Annotated in this window: 15 protein-coding genes; 14 read left to right on the top strand and 1 reads right to left on the bottom strand. The window is 50.0% G+C overall.

Annotated elements, in window-relative coordinates; all coding sequences use genetic code 11:
• Window positions 1-409: 409 nt before the first annotated feature.
• The 13 genes from BN4_RS04840 (at window position 410) to BN4_RS04780 (ending at window position 13,367) form a co-directional block, all read left to right on the top strand.
• Window positions 410-1,762, top strand: a complete 1,353-nt coding sequence (locus BN4_RS04840) for a sigma-54 interaction domain-containing protein (protein WP_015414238.1) — start codon at window positions 410-412, stop codon at window positions 1,760-1,762.
• Between the two features lie 174 nt (window positions 1,763-1,936).
• Window positions 1,937-2,281 carry a NifB/NifX family molybdenum-iron cluster-binding protein gene (locus tag BN4_RS04835; protein WP_015414237.1) on the top strand — a complete coding sequence of 115 codons (345 nt, stop codon included), beginning with the start codon at window positions 1,937-1,939 and terminating at the stop codon, window positions 2,279-2,281.
• 64 nt (window positions 2,282-2,345) lie between these two features.
• Window positions 2,346-3,605: an electron transfer complex subunit TmcD gene (gene tmcD, locus BN4_RS04830; RefSeq protein ID WP_015414236.1), complete on the top strand. Its 1,260-nt coding sequence runs from the start codon at window positions 2,346-2,348 to the stop codon at window positions 3,603-3,605.
• A 15-nt stretch (window positions 3,606-3,620) separates the two neighbouring features.
• Complete coding sequence (gene tmcC / locus BN4_RS04825; RefSeq protein WP_015414235.1) at window positions 3,621-4,280, top strand: TmcC family electron transfer complex membrane anchor subunit; 660 nt, start codon at window positions 3,621-3,623, stop codon at window positions 4,278-4,280.
• 36 nt (window positions 4,281-4,316) lie between these two features.
• On the top strand, window positions 4,317-5,639 hold the full coding sequence (gene tmcB, locus BN4_RS04820; protein WP_015414234.1) for an electron transfer complex ferredoxin TmcB: 1,323 nt from the start codon (window positions 4,317-4,319) through the stop codon (window positions 5,637-5,639).
• Window positions 5,640-5,651: 12 nt separating this feature from the next.
• The gene (gene tmcA / locus BN4_RS04815; protein WP_015414233.1) at window positions 5,652-6,053 is read left to right on the top strand and encodes an acidic tetraheme cytochrome c3 TmcA; all 402 of its coding nucleotides are present in this window, start codon (window positions 5,652-5,654) and stop codon (window positions 6,051-6,053) included.
• An 18-nt stretch (window positions 6,054-6,071) separates the two neighbouring features.
• Window positions 6,072-6,608 carry a hypothetical protein gene (locus BN4_RS04810; protein WP_015414232.1) on the top strand — a complete coding sequence of 179 codons (537 nt, stop codon included), beginning with the start codon at window positions 6,072-6,074 and terminating at the stop codon, window positions 6,606-6,608.
• Between the two features lie 3 nt (window positions 6,609-6,611).
• Complete coding sequence (locus tag BN4_RS04805) at window positions 6,612-7,532, top strand: universal stress protein (RefSeq protein WP_015414231.1); 921 nt, start codon at window positions 6,612-6,614, stop codon at window positions 7,530-7,532.
• Window positions 7,533-7,550: 18 nt separating this feature from the next.
• On the top strand, window positions 7,551-7,955 hold the full coding sequence (locus tag BN4_RS04800; protein ID WP_015414230.1) for a response regulator: 405 nt from the start codon (window positions 7,551-7,553) through the stop codon (window positions 7,953-7,955).
• Window positions 7,956-8,072: 117 nt separating this feature from the next.
• On the top strand, window positions 8,073-8,429 hold the full coding sequence (divK, locus tag BN4_RS04795) for a DVU0259 family response regulator domain-containing protein (protein WP_015414229.1): 357 nt from the start codon (window positions 8,073-8,075) through the stop codon (window positions 8,427-8,429).
• Between the two features lie 491 nt (window positions 8,430-8,920).
• Window positions 8,921-10,678, top strand: a complete 1,758-nt coding sequence (locus tag BN4_RS04790; protein ID WP_015414227.1) for a DEAD/DEAH box helicase — start codon at window positions 8,921-8,923, stop codon at window positions 10,676-10,678.
• A gap of 5 nt (window positions 10,679-10,683) precedes the next feature.
• The gene (locus tag BN4_RS04785; RefSeq protein WP_015414226.1) at window positions 10,684-11,481 is read left to right on the top strand and encodes a hypothetical protein; all 798 of its coding nucleotides are present in this window, start codon (window positions 10,684-10,686) and stop codon (window positions 11,479-11,481) included.
• A gap of 32 nt (window positions 11,482-11,513) precedes the next feature.
• Window positions 11,514-13,367: a YgiQ family radical SAM protein gene (locus BN4_RS04780; RefSeq protein WP_015414225.1), complete on the top strand. Its 1,854-nt coding sequence runs from the start codon at window positions 11,514-11,516 to the stop codon at window positions 13,365-13,367.
• Window positions 13,368-13,373: 6 nt separating this feature from the next.
• Here BN4_RS04780 and BN4_RS04775 read toward each other — a convergent pair whose 3' ends face one another.
• Window positions 13,374-14,189, bottom strand: coding sequence for a PstS family phosphate ABC transporter substrate-binding protein (locus BN4_RS04775; protein WP_015414224.1), 816 nt, complete (start codon window positions 14,187-14,189; stop codon window positions 13,374-13,376).
• A gap of 215 nt (window positions 14,190-14,404) precedes the next feature.
• Between BN4_RS04775 and BN4_RS04770 the strand changes: the two genes are divergently transcribed.
• On the top strand, window positions 14,405-16,816 hold the full coding sequence (locus tag BN4_RS04770) for a methyl-accepting chemotaxis protein (RefSeq protein WP_015414223.1): 2,412 nt from the start codon (window positions 14,405-14,407) through the stop codon (window positions 16,814-16,816).
• The last annotated feature ends 121 nt before the right edge of the window (window positions 16,817-16,937 follow it).

Below are 16,937 nucleotides of genomic sequence, written 5' to 3'. Positions count from 1 at the left end.
AAAAAGCGCCTTTCGGCGCTTTTTCGTGGAGTCGCGAACGGGTGTCGGGTGCTCAAACGACGCCATTCGCAGGGTGTTCATCTCTGGCTGGGGTTTGGCTAGAGCCAGAGACGAATTGGAGGTGGTTCTAATCTTCTGTAGTCTAACCATAGCTGGATTATGTAGGGAGGCAATTGCTTCTTGCAGAATATAACAGCATCCTTTGTGGCGTGCGTTTGTTCATGGTGGTGTCAAATAAAGGTGGAGAAACTTTGTATGCACGCCATACGCTGGTATTCCAATGTTTTTTAATTTTTTATCTTGGGTGTTGAGAGGGAGTGGTGTGAAAAAAGTCAACTGGCGTATTTTGCTGCACCATGCTACAGTCTGCTGAAAAGACACACCTCTTTCCTGATGATGGAGATCATGTATGCCAAAAGCCGGGTTGCCCGAAAATATCCCTTTGGAATCTGTTCTTGATTCTGTTGCTGAGGGGATTTTTACTGTGGACCTGGACTGGAATATCACTTTCTTCAACCAGGCCGCAGGCCATATTTCTGGTATACCGCCCAAAGATGCTGTGGGGCAAAAATGTTGGGAGGTCTTTGCATCCAATGTGTGTGATGGGGATTGCCCTATGCGCCCATGTCTGGAATCCGGGAAAGCGGTGGTTGGTAAGTCCGGTTTTATCCTCCGTGCCGACGGTGAAAAAATACCCATTGGCATGAGTTCTTCTCCCCTTAAAGACAAGGATGGCACCATTGTTGGCGGGGTGGAAAGTTTTCGTGATTTGTCCTCCATCCAACAATTGATGCAAAAGGTTGAAGAACGGTATTCCGTGGAAGATATTCGTACCAACAATCCGCACATGATCCGGACCCTTCAGATATTACCTCCCATCGCTCAATCCACATCCACCGTCTTAGTGCTCGGGGAATCCGGCACGGGAAAGGAGTTGTTTGCTCGCGCCATACACAATCTTTCTCTCCGGAAGGATGAACCGTTTGTAGCTGTGAACTGTGGTGCTCTGCCGGGAAATCTGCTGGAGTCGGAACTTTTCGGCTATAAAGCGGGAGCATTCACCGATGCCAGAAAGGATAAGCCGGGGCGTCTGGAATTGGCTCAGGGCGGTACTCTTTTTCTTGATGAGATTGGTGATATGCCTTTGCCGCTTCAAGTCAAATTATTGCGAGTCCTTCAGGAAAAGGTCTACGAACCTTTAGGTGGAGTGACTCCTCTGAAAGCGGATGTTCGGTTTGTTGCTGCTACCAATCGGGACTTGGAGCAGATGGTTGCCCAAGGGGAATTTCGTCAGGATCTTTATTTTCGACTTAATGTCGTACGGATGGATATCCCGCCTCTTCGTGACAGAACAGAAGATATTCCGCTTCTGACGAATCATTTTATCCGGCAACAGAACAGCCTGCGTGGAAAATCCATTCGTGCTGTGTCGGAAAATGTTCATCAGATTCTGTTCAACCATGATTTCCCCGGCAATGTTCGGGAACTTGAGAATGTTATTGAGTATGCTTTCATATTGTGTCCGGGGGAGATGATAGAAACCGCACACCTGCCGGAACATCTGAAGCCTGTCTCCGAAAGAGGGCCGGGAGGCTGTACCCCTTCATTTATCAATGCCAAGCCTGGTATGGCAGGGCATAAATATCAGGCTGTGCTGCAAGCTCTGGAAAAGCACAAAGGAAACAAAAGTGCTGCGGCAAGAGAGCTTGGCGTGTCCCGAGATACGGTGCGCAGAATACTTGCGCGAGGTGCAGCAAAATAAGCCATGTTGCTTCTTGAGTGTGACGTGTTATGCGGCAGTTTTGATATCGGATCAAATCTGTAAATAATGTATATATTTAATATAATTGTATATTTTTGTTTGGAATGGACTGTGCACAAGAGGTCGTGTCGTCAGTCCGAAAATGAATCGGCCTCGTAAACAGACTCAGGTTGTATGGAACTCTGTATCGCTGGCTATCAAAACCGGGTGGCGACCCTGCTGGAAACAGCAACGGAATTGAGGTTGTATTCGCTCGAGGAAAAGGACGTGGTCGCAAGCGGCATGACCGCCATGCCCACTGCCGGGGCCTGTGCCCTCCCGAGCTACCTCAAGGCCATGGGTGTCGACATCGTCATCTGCGGCGGCCTCGGAAAGGCCGCGAAGGACGGGTTTGAAGCCATGGGCATTCAGGTCATCCCCTGGGTCAAAGGTCCAATCGAGGGCGTGCTCACCGCCTACATCGAGGACTCAATGGACCGGATGATCATGCCCGGCCGCAGCGCAACCACCGCTTTCTGACGATACCGACCCCCATGTTGATGAAATGGCCGCACTCCGCGGCCCTGCAACATAAGGGGGTGTTATGGGTCACATATCCAAATGGGATTGGGAGGTCGGCCAGAAAACGGTCGTCAATTCCCTCTCTCCTCTTAAAGAACATGTCTGGCAGGAGGAGCCGTACGTTTCCGACGACGGCGAAACCTTGGCAGCCATAGTTAATCTGGGTGAGGGCGAGTTCTCCATCCGTACCAACGACACGGTCTGGGATGCTGCTTTTGAAAAAATCTGGCATCCGAAATTCTCGCCGGACGGCAGGCTTACAGCCATCTGTCAGCAAGATATGGCCTGGGCCGTGGGAGTTGATGGAGAACTGATTGCCGAACCATGCGATTTTGTCTGGGATACCAAGTTCAGCGAAGACGGAAAGGTCATCGCCTGTATGGCCAAGGACAATGAACAATATGGTGTCAGTCTCAATGGAGCGATTTGGGAAAATCTCTTTGAAAATGCCAATCAGTATACTCTGAGTGAAAATGGTGTTCACGCAGCAGCCATCGTTCAGGTCGTTCGCCTTGGGCAGGCAGATATCGCTGGATTCAAAAAGGGAATTTATACCGCTGCTGTAGATGGGGAAATCTGGAAGGGTAAGTATCTCAATCTGTGGACACCGGTCTTTGACGAACGAGGTCTTCGTGTTGCGGCGCAGGCTCGTACGGATGTCCACAAATATACCATTACGGTAGACGACGAACCATGGTCCACTACATACACCCAGGTCTGGGAACCGAGATTTCATCCTGGCGGTGAATATGTTGCTGCTCCGGTACGAGTGGGGGGCAAATGGGGTGTTGCCCGCGATGGAGCCATTATTTGGAAACCCGATTACGTGCAATGTATGAAGTTGCAGTTCTCCCAGTCGGGAGATCGCCTTTGGGCTATCGTGGCCACTGGCTATGGTGAGTTTACTGCCGCCTGTAATGATGTTGCCTGGAAATCGACATTTCCGGTTGTGACTGACCTCGTTTTGAGCCGATTCGGAGATCGAGCCGCTGTCATTGCCAGCAATAACAATTCCCAGTTTCGTATAGTGGTGGATGACAAACCATGGCATGGAACATGGGAAATGGCGTGGCCTGTCACATTCTCCCCTGATGGTAATAATGTCGCTGCTCTCACTGAAAAGGGTGGCAAATATCATACGTTGGTCAACGGTAAGTCTTTTGAACGGAGCTTTGACTGGGCATGGCCACCTGTCTTCAGTGAGGATTCGAGTAAAGTGCTCATCAGAGCCATCGAAAACAACAGCTACGTCCGTATTGTTGCGGATGTGGCCCAGTTCTAGGCGGAGGATCGAACTATGATCGAATTATACAACTTCGTCTCCGGACCACTGGCTTGGGTCGCCTGGGCGATCTTTATTCTGGGGTCGGCTTACCGTTTGATTTCAATGTATTCGTTGGCAAGAAAAAAAGATGGATCGTCAATCGCTTATATGAGTTGGCCGTATGGGATCAGGTCTATCATGCGTTGGTTGATTCCTTTTGGAACCATGGGGTGGAAGGTTGATCCACTGATGACGGTTACAACCTTTGCCTTTCATATCTGTTTTATTTTGGTTGCGGTCTTTTTGAGTGCTCATGTTGTTCTCTGGGACACGGCTTTTGGTGTGAGCTTGTGGTCTTTGCCCACCGAGGCTGGAGATATTATCAGTTTCATCGTCATCGCGGCATGTGTGGTCTTTGCCTTGCGCAGACTTTTTTTGCCACATGTGCGCAGCGTGACGCGGACCAAGGACTGGGTTGCCCTGGGATTAGTCGTCCTGCCATTTATTACCGGAGTCCTCGCGTATCATCAGGTCGGTCCGGCTTTGCTCATGACTCTCCTGCATGTCCTCTCCGGTGAACTCCTCTTGGCGCTCATTCCTTTTACCCGACTGAGTCATGCCCTGTTTGTGGTTTTCACCCGCGCTTATATGGGGTCCGAGTTTGGTGGAGTGAGACATGCCAACGACTGGTAGGAACGTTCTGATCAAAGCAAACCCAAGGATACTATTATGAGTCATATAGCTGACAGAATCATTGCTGATCCCGGCCTTGAGAGTGGGGTGGCCAAACTGACCTCGGAACGGATCGAGGAAGTGGTCAACCGTGTTCTCAAAGGTGAAACCGGGGCCAAACTCAAGGCATATCAGGAAACCTGTATGCGGTGTGGGCTTTGTTCGCAGGCATGTCATTATTACATGTCTCACGACAACGATCCCAGCTATTCCCCTGTAAGCAAAGCAACTGATACAGTTTATAAGTTGATGGAGAAGAAAGGCAAAGTATATCCATATGAGATATATCAGATGGCACAGATCGCATATACCGAATGCAACCTTTGCAAACGGTGCGCTCATTACTGTCCCATAGGTATTGATACCGGATATATTATGTCGACCATGCGCCGAATCTGTTATCTGCTTGATGTCGTGCCACAGTACATCAGTGATACTGCACACTCTCATGCATCAACCATGAATCAGATGTGGGTGAAAGATGACGAGTGGATAGACTCTCTGCAATGGCAGGAAGACGAGGCCAGGGATGAGTTCCCGGATCTGCGGATTCCACTCGATAAGGAAGGGGCCGATGTTTATTATTCGGTCATCGCTCCCGAACCGAAATTCCGCACTCAGCTTATTTATCAGGCCGCAGCGATCATGCATCAGGCCGGGGTCGATTATACCATGACTTCCGGGCCAGGATGGGACAATTCCGATATGTGCATGTTTGTTGGGGATTTTGAAAATATGGGGCGGCTCAAACGCTCTCACTATGAATCCGCTCAAAAACTTCGCGTCAAGCGTATCGTCATGGGCGAGTGTGGCCATGCTTTCCGGTCGGTCTATGACATGGGTAACCGCTGGCTTGGGTATCGGGAGTCTCCGGTTCCGGTGATTCATGCCGTCGAGTTTTACTGGGAGCTTCTGACTCAGGGAAAGATCAAGTTGACCGGAAAGTTCGATAAACCTGTCACTATCCAGGATCCATGCAACATCATCCGAGGCCGAGGTCTCATGGACAAATTGCGCGATGTGACCCACATGCTGTGTGATAATGTCATTGAGATGTCTCCAAACCGTGAACATAACTATTGTTGTTGCGCTGGCGGTGGTGTCATCAACTGCGGTCCTCCTTTCAAAGGGGTGCGCATGCAGGGCAACCGGGTCAAGGCTGAACAACTTGCCGCCACTGGTGTGGAGCACATCGTGGTCCCCTGTCATAATTGTCATGGTGGATTGGAAGATATCATCGGTCATTACGATCTGGGCATGCATGCCAAGTTCCTCGGCGACATCATCTATGAGCTGATGGAAAAACCGGAAGGAATGTAAGGGAGGCAAGCCATGAACAAACAACAAATGAAACGGCTGGCGACCCCCATGGCGATTATCGTCGTCCTGGTGTTCATCTACCTGATACCTACTGCTTTCTCGCAAGACGATATGACACAGGTTCCTGTCACGGCATTTACCGTACTTGAGCGACCACAGGTCGCCTTTAATCATGACATGCATAATGAGAAGGCGGAGATCGACGATTGTGTAGTCTGCCATCACGGTCGTACTGACGATGGTGCAATGGATATGGAAAATTCGAGTGAAGGCGAGTCCTGTGACTCCTGCCACCTAGTGAAACCTGAAAACGGTGAAACGCCGCTCATGCGAGCCTATCACCGTCAATGCATCGCCTGTCATGTCAAATCCCTCAAGGGACCAGTGACTTGTGGCGAGTGTCACACGAAATAATTCAGGAGAGAGGGGATCATGAACACCACGCAACTTGCACGAAACGGGATGCTTATCTCGGATCAGGGGAATGAAGTGGCAAGGCCGCTGTCCGCCCTGGCGGGCAAGGTGCGCCTTGAAACCGGGTATACGCTCCGTTCATTTCTGAAAATGATGCATCGTTATCCCGAATTTCAGGATATCAGTGTGTTCATTCCCCCTCTGGTGGAAGAGTGTGGTCAGTGCCGGGAAATCGGGTGTGTGTCGGATATGCTGACTCATCTTGAGTTCATCAAGAAGGTCGAGATGGTCGGTTTTCCGGGTGAACCTCGGTTCAACGTTCTCTGCACCCTGATCGGGTTTCACAATGAGACCAGACAGGACCTTCGCCTCTTCCAGTTTAATACACTGCTTGATGTTCCCATACGGTTGGGAATGTTGAAGCACACGGTGTTTGGCGACAGCGTGAACATCATGAAATTCGAAACGGATTTCAGTCTTTTTGAATTCATTGAGGGAATAGCCTGGGAGTTCGGTTTTCAGCGGTTCCCTGAACATTGCAGCATAAAGGGGTAGGACATGTTTAACAAGATCATGTTTGCGACGAGTGGTTCTCCCGTTTGCGACAGCCCGGCCAAGATTGCATTCGACCTTGCCGAACGCGAAGACGCTGAACTTCTGCTTTTTCACGTTCTTGGTGTCCCTTCCAGGGGATTCAGCGTGGAAGTGACGGACGTTCGTACAGGTGACAGGGAAGACCTTGGAGAGGACTACGAGTCTTGGGTCAAGGAAGAACTCAGCAATACCTACGATAACCAGTTGAAACTTTACGGAGCTAAGACGCGAATTTTGACCACGGTTGGTGTTCCGGCCACAGAGATTTTGCGCCTGGCCCGCAACGAAGGAACGGATATGATCGTGATGGGTGCCAACACCCGTCCCGAGGAAGGTGGAGGACGCTACCGCGCAATCATGGGGAATACCATGTTGACCGTTTCCAAGCGTGCCCGCTGTCCTGTGCTTATTGTCAACAGACCGTGCAATACATGCTGGAACCTCTTCTCCAGCGTTGTTTTCTGTACGGATTTTTCCAAAGCCGCTGATCATGCTTTTACCTTTGCCTTGAAGGTCGCCAAGGATGTTGGTTGTCCTTTGCATATTTTCCATGCAGTCAATATCCTGTCCGGTGAGTTGGGTGGCAAGCCGACTCAGGAAATGATTGAAACGGAAATTGAAAACGCGACAGAAAAGATCAAGGAACGGTATTTGTCCCAGATTACGGATTTCAACATGGTGGAAGTCGATGTCCGCGAAGGCGCACCGCATGTCGAAATCTTGAAGTACGCACGGGAAAAGGAAGGAGACCTCATTGTGATGGCTCATCATTCCAAGGATATTCCACCAGAAGATGCCGAAATAGGCACAACTCTGGAAGAGGTCGTACTGCGCTCCGCCTGTCCGGTGGCCAGTGTCAATCATCCTGATTGGATAACGGACTAACCCGGACGGCGATACGCCATGACCAATACAATCAAGCGAGTCCTGGTAGTGGATGACGAGATGAACATCCGGTTGTTTCTCAAGACATTGCTTGAGACCAGTGGCTATGAACCACACTTGGCGCGCAATGCCCGTGAAGGTTTGGAGCGGGCCTCGGAGTTGAAGCCGGATTTGATCATTCTTGATGTGATGATGCCCGGAGAGGGGGGATTGGTCATGTACCAAGGGCTTCAGGAAGATGCAGGGTTAAAAAAGGTGCCGGTGATCATGCTCTCCGCTGTGGGAGCTGATACCTTCAAGCATGCGCTCAAAATCATGGGTGTGGGGCAGTCGGATTACCCTGAACCATTCGCTTATGTCCAGAAACCACCCAGGCCGGAAGACATCAAGGAAATCATCGATAACGCGCTGTGCGCGGTTTAGGAATGGAGTAAACAATGCAAGAACTCGGAATAATAGTGTGGATTAACGGGGATATCTTCGGCGGTAACCAAGGCCGGACCAGCCCTGAAACTCAGAGAAAACAGAAGGGGGCAAGCCATGTCTCGTAAAATACTCATCATCGACGATGATCCTTATATCGTTAAATATCTCGAAGATATCCTTCAGGATGACGGGTTTGAGACCTGTGCTGCATCCAATGTTGAAGATGCCCTTGCTCTGTTGAAAAAGGAAAAACCGGACCTCATCACGCTGGACTTGGAAATGCCCAACGAATGGGGCCCACGGTTCTACAGAAAAATGGTACAGGAGCCGGATCACAAGGACACGCCTGTTATCGTAGTCAGCGGCCTGTCCGGGATTCATCTCGCGATTAAAAATGCAGTCGCATCATTTAAAAAGCCCTTCAACCCTCAGGAACTCCTTGGAGCAATTCGCTCCGCTTTGGAGGCCTAGGGACCTCAGCTAAGAGCCTCCAGCGGCGTGCCCCCGTCGCTGGAGGCGTATACGGTTTTCAGACGAGCCGACTTTCTTTTCATGCTTTTCTCCTGTGTGAGCAGGCGGGACATGCTGTTCTTTTCTCCGCACATCACGCCTTTCTTCTCTGGAATGCACTTTAGTTCATCTTTTTAGGGTGTCCATAAAGTCATTGCTCTTTTCCTGTGTACCACGTGCTTTTTTTATGCAATATTTTGATATTAATAGCGAAAATATTTTTTGTATATCCGAGAGTCAAAAGAGAGGGAAAGAGTCCTATTCCCTGCTTTATTCGAGAGATATCTTCCTGACCCCCTGTGCGCATGGTATCTGAAATTCCAGTGTTTCAAATATTGTACAAAACTGGACAAAAGGTATACTCTTTGCTCAATCTTAAAGAATTTCATATCCCCGCCCTTATTCACATTGTCTCCTGGCCGGGATTCACACCATACATAATAGGTCCTTAGATGAACAACGAAAACACACCCGACACCGTCAACGATGACGCTGTCACTGATTCGAAATTTCCAGACATGAAATTCGAGGATTTACCATCCTCTCTCGCTGATGCCTGTGCCCAGGCTGGTTGGGATAAGTTGATGCCTGTGCAGGAAAAGGCGCTACCATATCTATTGAATAATACTGATGTCATGGTGCAGGCGCGAACAGGGTCAGGCAAAACCGGCGCTTTTGTCCTTCCATTGATGGAGAAGCTTGATCCGAATATTCCGCAATGTCAGGCGCTTGTCATGGTTCCGACTCGTGAACTCGCCCAGCAGGTTGCTCAGGAAGCGCGTCTGTTGGCCGGAGAGAGCGGTATCAATGTCGTGGCTGTCTATGGCGGTGTCGGCTATCAGCAGCAGCTCGATGCTTTTCGCGAAGGTGCCCAGCTTGTTGTGGGAACACCCGGTCGAATTCTCGATCACCTTGTTCGCCGCAGCTTGCTTCTCGATTCTCTCAAGGTCCTGATTTTTGATGAAGCGGACCGCATGTTGTCTGTTGGTTTTTACCCTGACATGGTTGAAGTGAAACGCTACCTGCCGCGCAATATTGACGGGAGTTTCATGTTCTCGGCCACCTTTCCGCAATCTGTGTTGCGGTTGGCCGAAGAATTTATGTCCACGCCCGATTTTTTGAGTCTTTCCAGTGATGAAGCCAATGTTTCGGCGATTACCCATCAGTTTGTGGAAGTTTCTGCCATGGGGAAAGAGCGGAAACTCATCAAGCTCATTGAGTTGGAGAATCCGGCCTCGGCAATTATTTTTGCCAATACAAAGCGCAATGTTGAATTCACGGCGGAACTGCTTTCGCAGTTCGGTTTTGATGCCGAGGGATTGACTTCGGACCTGACGCAAAACAAGCGCGAAAAGCTCATGGCCCGTATCAAGGAAGGCAAGCTGCGCTTTTTGGTTGCAACAGATGTGGCGGCGCGAGGTATTGATATCCCCGAATTGTCACACGTTTTTATGATGGAACCGCCTGAAGACCCGGAAAGTTATGTTCACAGGGCCGGACGTACTGGGCGAGCAGGTGCATCCGGGACAGCAATTACACTGGTTGACGTCATTCAGAAAATGGAACTGGAACGCATTGCCAGTCGTTTCAAAATTAAATTTGATGAGGTCAAAGATCCCACAGAAGAGGATGTTGCAGCCATCATCGAAGAGCGATTGACTGCCTTGTTGGAAAAGAAATTCCGTAAGCTGACCCATTTGCAGAGAGAGCGGGCTGCTCGTTTTCTGCCTCTGGCAAAGAAATATGGTGAGGCTGAAGACACCATGGGGCTGATTGCAATGCTCCTGGACGAAATTTATCAGAATACACTGCACGGAAAGCCTGCCGAGCCGGAATTGAAACAGCACGTTTCACAAGATGCGAAAAATGGCTCGCAAGAGGGCGGCAGAAGAGCAAAAAACAGCGGGAACAAGCCTTCAGGAGGCAGGGGGCGCCAGCAACGGGAAATGCGCGGCGAGAAGAGTCATGGTAATGGAGGGCAGGAAAATCGGGGGAGGAAACGTCAGGACGCCCGTTCGGAGTCCAAAGAACGAACCGCCGCAGATCGTCCTGAACGACCAGTGCGTGAGAATCGGCCCAAACGAGTTGCCAAAGATCAGCCTAAAGAACAGCCTGTGAGACAGGCTGAAAGTTCTCCCCAACAGACCGAGGACGAAGGGGGAGCTGCCAAACGTCGCCGTCGTCCCCGTCGCAGGAGGCGTCGGTCCTAGACTCCGTGTCATCTGTTCATCAAGCAAATCTGATACTTGGGCTGGCCGCAGGATACCACTATGGTGATGTGCGGCCATTCCTGTCTTCTCTGGAGCGGAGCGGGACAGAGGGCGAGTGCGTTTTGTTTGTTTCCGAAACAACTCGTGACATTGAACGAATGCAAGCTCATGGAGTCACAGTCATTCCGCTTGTGCGACCGCAGGGTACTGATGATATCCCGTATAATGCTTTACGGTATTTTCTCTACAGGACTTTTTTGGCAAGTTCGGAAATCGATTATGCGCGAGTCCTGATTACTGATGTTCGGGATGTACTTTTTCAGCAAGACCCATTTGGGTATCCCTGGCCTCAAGGGATAAATTGTACGCTGGAAGAGAGAAGGATTTCTCTTGGAGCTTGTCCGCATAATAGTCATTGGGTGCGGGAACATCTGGGTGAAAAAGCCTTGGCATTGGTTGCCGATGGCCCTATCTCCTGTTCCGGCACAAGTGTCGGCAGTCCTCAAGCCATGATAGGATATCTGGATGCCATGATCAATCGGCTGCTTCCTTTTGCTGGGGGCGTTCGAATGGCTGGATACGATCAGGGAGTGCATAATGTTTTATTACACGATGGCAGTTTGTCGAACGTGACCCTTCATGACAATTCCGGCCCTATAATGACACTGGGGTATACTCTGGGTGAGCCGGAATTGGATCGATGCGGCAGAGTGCTGAATGAAAAAGGAAAACCCGCCGTGATTGTTCATCAGTATGATCGCAAACCACAATTTTTTACTTTGATCAGAAAACGGTTTGCTTAAAGCAATCGTTTGAATAAGGACAGAGTTCAGCCATGACTATGAAACGATCACTTGAAGAGCAACCTTCCGTTCTTCCTATGTCTCGCAGGGAGATGGATGCTTTGGGATGGGAAGAGCTTGATATTCTTCTTGTCACAGGGGATGGCTATGTTGATCATCCTTCCTTTGGTGCGGCACTCCTTGGACGATGGCTTGTCCATCATGGGTTTCGTGTCGGCATGGCTGCGCAGCCTCGTTGGGATCGTCCAGACGATGTGTGTCTCATGGGGCGGCCAACCCTGTTCGCCGGAGTTACGGCGGGATCGCTTGATTCCATGCTGTCTCACTACACCGCATTTCGCAAGAAACGCAGTGATGACGCATATACTCCGGGAGGGGTGGCTGGCAATCGTCCCAATCGGGCCAGTATTGCCTATACCAATATCGTTCAGCGAGCCTTTCCCGGTTTGCCCGTCATACTGGGGGGCATTGAAGCTTCTCTGCGTCGTATCTCTCATTATGATTTTTGGTCTGATTCTGTGCGTCGGTCGGTTTTATTGGATAGCAAGGCCACAGCCATTACCTATGGTATGGCGGAAAATTCCATAGTGGCTTTAGCAAAGGTCATTCGAGATTCTGAAGATCGATCCATCAGGGCGTTGCGACCGTTGATGGTCTCCATTCCGGGGTTGGTTGTTGCAGGAGCAAGAAAGGATGTCCCGGAGGATAAGCCTGTCGTTGAACTCCCTTCACATGAGGCAATACTGGATGATCCGCAGGCTCTTATCAGGGCGACATTGCTTCTTGAGCGACAGGTTCATCAAAATCGGGAGATAGCTCTTCAGGAGGCTGGGGGCAGGGTGGTCATCCTCACTCCTCCGGGGGAACCTCTTGACTCCTCGGGGTTGGATGAATTGGCCGGACTTCCCTTTTCCCGGTTACCACATCCTTCCTATACAGAACGTATTCCTGCTGCGGATATGATTCAGACTTCCGTGACAACACATAGAGGGTGTGCGGGGGGCTGTTCATTCTGTACCCTGGCTCTGCATCAGGGGCGTCAGATTCGTTCACGTAGCAAAGGGTCTATCCTGGATGAAGTCGAGCGCATTACAGAAGTCAAAGGATGGAACGGCTCCATTAGTGACGTTGGGGGACCCAGTGCGAATATGTGGGGTGCCCATTGCGCTTCAGATCAATCAAAGTGTCAACGTTCCAGTTGTTTGACTCCTTCGATATGTAAACACTACACTGTGACTCAAAAGGATTTCGTCAATCTGTTGCGAAGCGTCTCCGATGTTCAATCGGTGAAGCATGTGCGTGTTGCTTCAGGATGGCGGATTGATCTCGCTTTGACGGATATGAAGTCTCTTGCATGTCTGATTCGTGAATTTGTCGGTGGGCAGGCCAAAGTAGCGCCGGAGCATCAGGTCGACCATGTTCTTAAGTTGATGCGTAAGCCGACTTTTTCTGCATTTCGTCAATTCTTGGATCTTTTTGACAAGGAATCGAAGAAGGCTGGCAAGAAACAGTATGTCATTCCATATCTCATGAGTGCTTTTCCCGGTTGTACCGATGACGACATGCATGCCCTTGGTGATTGGCTTCATTCGCAGGGGTGGAAGCCGGAGCAGGTACAATGTTTTATTCCTCTGCCCGGGACTGCCGCAGCCGCCATGTTCCATGCTGAAACCGATCTTAATGGCACTCCTCTATACGTGGCGAAATCTGATGCCGACAGGCTTCGGCAGCATGCCATATTGATGCCTATGCATCGCAGTTCCCCCAAGGGCGGAAAGGCTGCCCGTCGAGGGAAAGGGCCTGCTTCCGGCAAATCAAGAGGGAAAAACCGCTCTTTGGGTCCAACGTCTTTCAAATCCAAAGGTGATGGCAAGAAACGTCGATAAGATTGGTTATTGTATAGAAACAAAACCTTCTTTTTGGATAATTGTCTGTCCCTTATCACTTTGGATGAATTCGAGAAATTCTGTTTCTGCGCGTGTTGGAGCACCTTTGGTATAAAGATTCAATGTTCTCACGAGAGGATATCGTCTTTCTCGGACAGTGTGCTCTGTCCCCTCCACTCCATCGAATTGAAGAGCCTTGATCAAGGGGGAAATAAATCCGAGACCGATGTAGCCAATCCCATTTGTGTCCCGCGCGATCGCGTCAACCATGTCGATGTTTGACGCGATGCGAATGCTTGTTGGTATTGGTTCTGTCCGTTCCAGGACTTTCTCATACCAAAGATCATACGAAGCCGATGGTTTTGCCCTCGTATAGATGATTATTGCCGAATCCCTCCCGCCTAGTTCCGCCCAGTTCCGAATCCGTCCTCTATAAATATCTCTCGCTTGTTCCGTCGTCAGGTTGGATATGGTGTTGTTCTGATGAATAATTGGGATCAATCCGTCCAAGGCGATAATGAACCGACTTGGGGTTAATCGCATCTGTTGGCACTGGCGTAATTCAGCCATTGTCATCGGTCGTGACAACATGGCGATATCCGTTGTTCCGTGGAGAAAACCGTGTACTCCGGCCCCGGAACCCGACGCTGTGATACCGAAAGTCTGTTCCGGGTGCTTTTCCCTATACGCCTGCACAATTTTTTTCATGACAGGTGCCATGGTTGTCGAGCCGTTGAGATGGATATGTTCAGCAGCCGGGACCGAAGAGGCTCCAACCGTTAAAGTCATGATTACTAGCAGAGTATAGAGTATTTTGGGCATGGAAAAAAGGCCTCACAGGTCAACAGTAAAAGGGCATCACAGAGAGTTCTTGTCAGGATGAATATAGAGGGTTTTTACGCTCAACAACACCGGATTCTGGAGAACTGAACATTGTCACTGAAATGTCACAGCAGATTGTTACAATGGTCATGAAATCATGCTTAAGTGACAGATTCGTTTTGACACATAAATTTACTATATCAGGCGGTTAAATCATGACCCTTGGATTCCAGAGCAAGTTGACCCTCGCATCTTTGTTCATCGTCGTTCTCACCATCACTTCAATGGCGGGTGTGAATTTCGTGAATTCCAGGAGTGAATATCTTGAAAATGGTATCGCGGCTTTGGAGGATGTCTCCGGCACCTTGGAAGAAATGGTGTCCATGCAGGATCGGCTGGCAAGGAAAAAGATTGTTTCCGATCTCAATATATTCAAATCCATCATGGGGATCAGTGGATTGCCCATGTTCGAAGTCCTCTACGATGTGGATATGAAAATCAGGAACCAGCAGACCGGCGAAGTGGCTGATGCCGTTATTCCGGCCTTCAAATTGGGGTCCAAATATCTGCATGAAACAACAGAGCTTGTCGATACCATGGCTAAAACAGCAGGGGTGCTGTCTTCGGTTCTCCAGCTTGATAGTGATAAACTCATTCGTGTGACATCAACCATTCAGGACAAGGATGGCAAATCCGTTCAGGGGCTTTATATCCCATCTGACAGTGATGCATACAGGACCATCATGGCAGGTCAGCGCTATGAAGGCGTGCTGGCTATTGACGGGACTTTCCTTGTTGTTGCCTACGAAGCTATCCGGGATTTTGATGACAATGTCATGGGGGCATTGGAGGTTGCCCGGCCCCTCATTTCTCCTGATTTTGCCAAGTTCATTCAGAATGTAAACGTGGGAGGGAAGGGGTACTCGTATGTTTTTCGTCAAGATGGCTCCCAGGCGGTGAAAGCCAAAGACAGTGAAGCGGAAGCGGCCATATCAGCACAGGTTCTTCATGACCGATTGCTCTCCAGTAAAGGCGGAACCATTGTGACGCCGATAGAGAGGGACCTCGTGCAATCCAGTGTGGTGCGTTTCGACCCTTGGGATGCCTATCTGGTTACCAGTATCAACACTTCTGATCTTTTGGATGGCGTCAATGCGAGGATTGTCAAAAATGCATTGGTCAGTGGAGCTTTGCCTTTGGTTCTCTCCATAGTCATCATCTGGTTTGTCAGTCGGCAACTGGTCGCTCCCATGAATAAACTTGCTGCCACAGCCGATGATGTCTGCAAGGGGAATTTTGAATGCAATTTCGATTACAACGCCGATGACGCCATAGGGCGTACAATGGAGTCCGTCAATCACATGGTCAGGGAAATGAAGAACCAGCTTGGGTTCAGCCGAGGGGTTCTGGGTGGCGTGACCATCCCCTGCGCTGTCGTCAATTTGGATAACAAGATTACCCATATCAATCAGGCCGCAGTGGAGGTTCTGGGCAAACGTAAAACACCGAAAGAATATTTCGGCCTCCCACTGAATGAGGTCATTTATCATGACCCAAAACGTAAGACCCTGACAGAAGTCGCCATGAAAAAACGGGAGCAGGTGGAGTGGGAAATCAGCCTGGTCCGTGATGTTGACAAGAGTACGGTGACGCTCCATGTCGTGGCAACACCTATTTATGATTTGGATGGGGAGCGTATTGGAGCTATCACCATTTGGGTCGATCTCACGGAAGAACGTAAGCAAAAGAAAGTTGTCGAGGCCAAAAACGCGATTATTGAAGAGGCTGCCCGAGATGCGAATGCCATTGCTCAATCGGTTTCGGCTTCGGCCAGAAGTCTTGCTGACAAGATAAATACTGCCAGCAACGGAGCCTTGGAACAGCGCGACAGGGCTCTGGAAGCCTCTTCAGGAATGGATGAGATGAATGCATCAGTTTTGGAAGTGGCGCGAAACGCCACCTCTACAGCATTGATGTCGGAAGAGACCAGTGGCTTGGCGCGTTCCGGTGCTGATGTTGTCAACCGATCTGTCGAGATGATGCGTGAGGTTTTCCGGCAATCCGAAGGACTTCGGGCGCAGATGAATGAACTCGGCGAGCATGCAAAGGGAATTGGTGCGATCATGGGAGTCATTACCGACATTGCCGATCAAACCAACCTCCTGGCGCTCAATGCGGCTATTGAAGCTGCACGGGCCGGTGAAGCCGGGCGAGGTTTCGCAGTTGTTGCCGATGAGGTGCGCAAACTGGCGGAGAAGACCATGGATGCCACCCATGAAGTGGGGGACTATATCCGGTCTATTCAGCAGAGTGCCAACAACAATATCGAAAGTAACGAAAAGGCGAACAAGTCATTGGAAGAATGTCGGGCCATGATTGAACAGTCTGGTGAGTCGCTGCAAGCCATTGTTTCCAAGGCTGATGAGGCCGCTGCTCAGGTTCAGTCCATCGCCGCTGCTGCCGAGCAGCAATCGGCGACGAGTGAGGAAATCAATAAATCGACAGATATCGTTAATCGTATTGCCGGGGAAACTGCACAATCCATGCAGGATTCTGCTGCGGCCATTGATGACCTCAATACCCTTGCCGGGGACCTCCGTGTAGCCATTAACAAGATGCAGGCCTGAGATATTTTGGAATAAACGCTGTTTTCGCTGTGGGTTTGCGGTTCGGTTGGTTGTGCAAAAAGTATATATCGTGTAGAATTATTATTACAATTCAAGCGATACATTGCAGGAGGCCGTCCCT

The sequence above is a fragment of the Pseudodesulfovibrio piezophilus C1TLV30 genome (assembly GCF_000341895.1).
Classification (GTDB): Bacteria; Desulfobacterota; Desulfovibrionia; order Desulfovibrionales; family Desulfovibrionaceae; genus Pseudodesulfovibrio; species Pseudodesulfovibrio piezophilus.
This window is presented reverse-complemented; position numbering and strand designations above follow the sequence as displayed.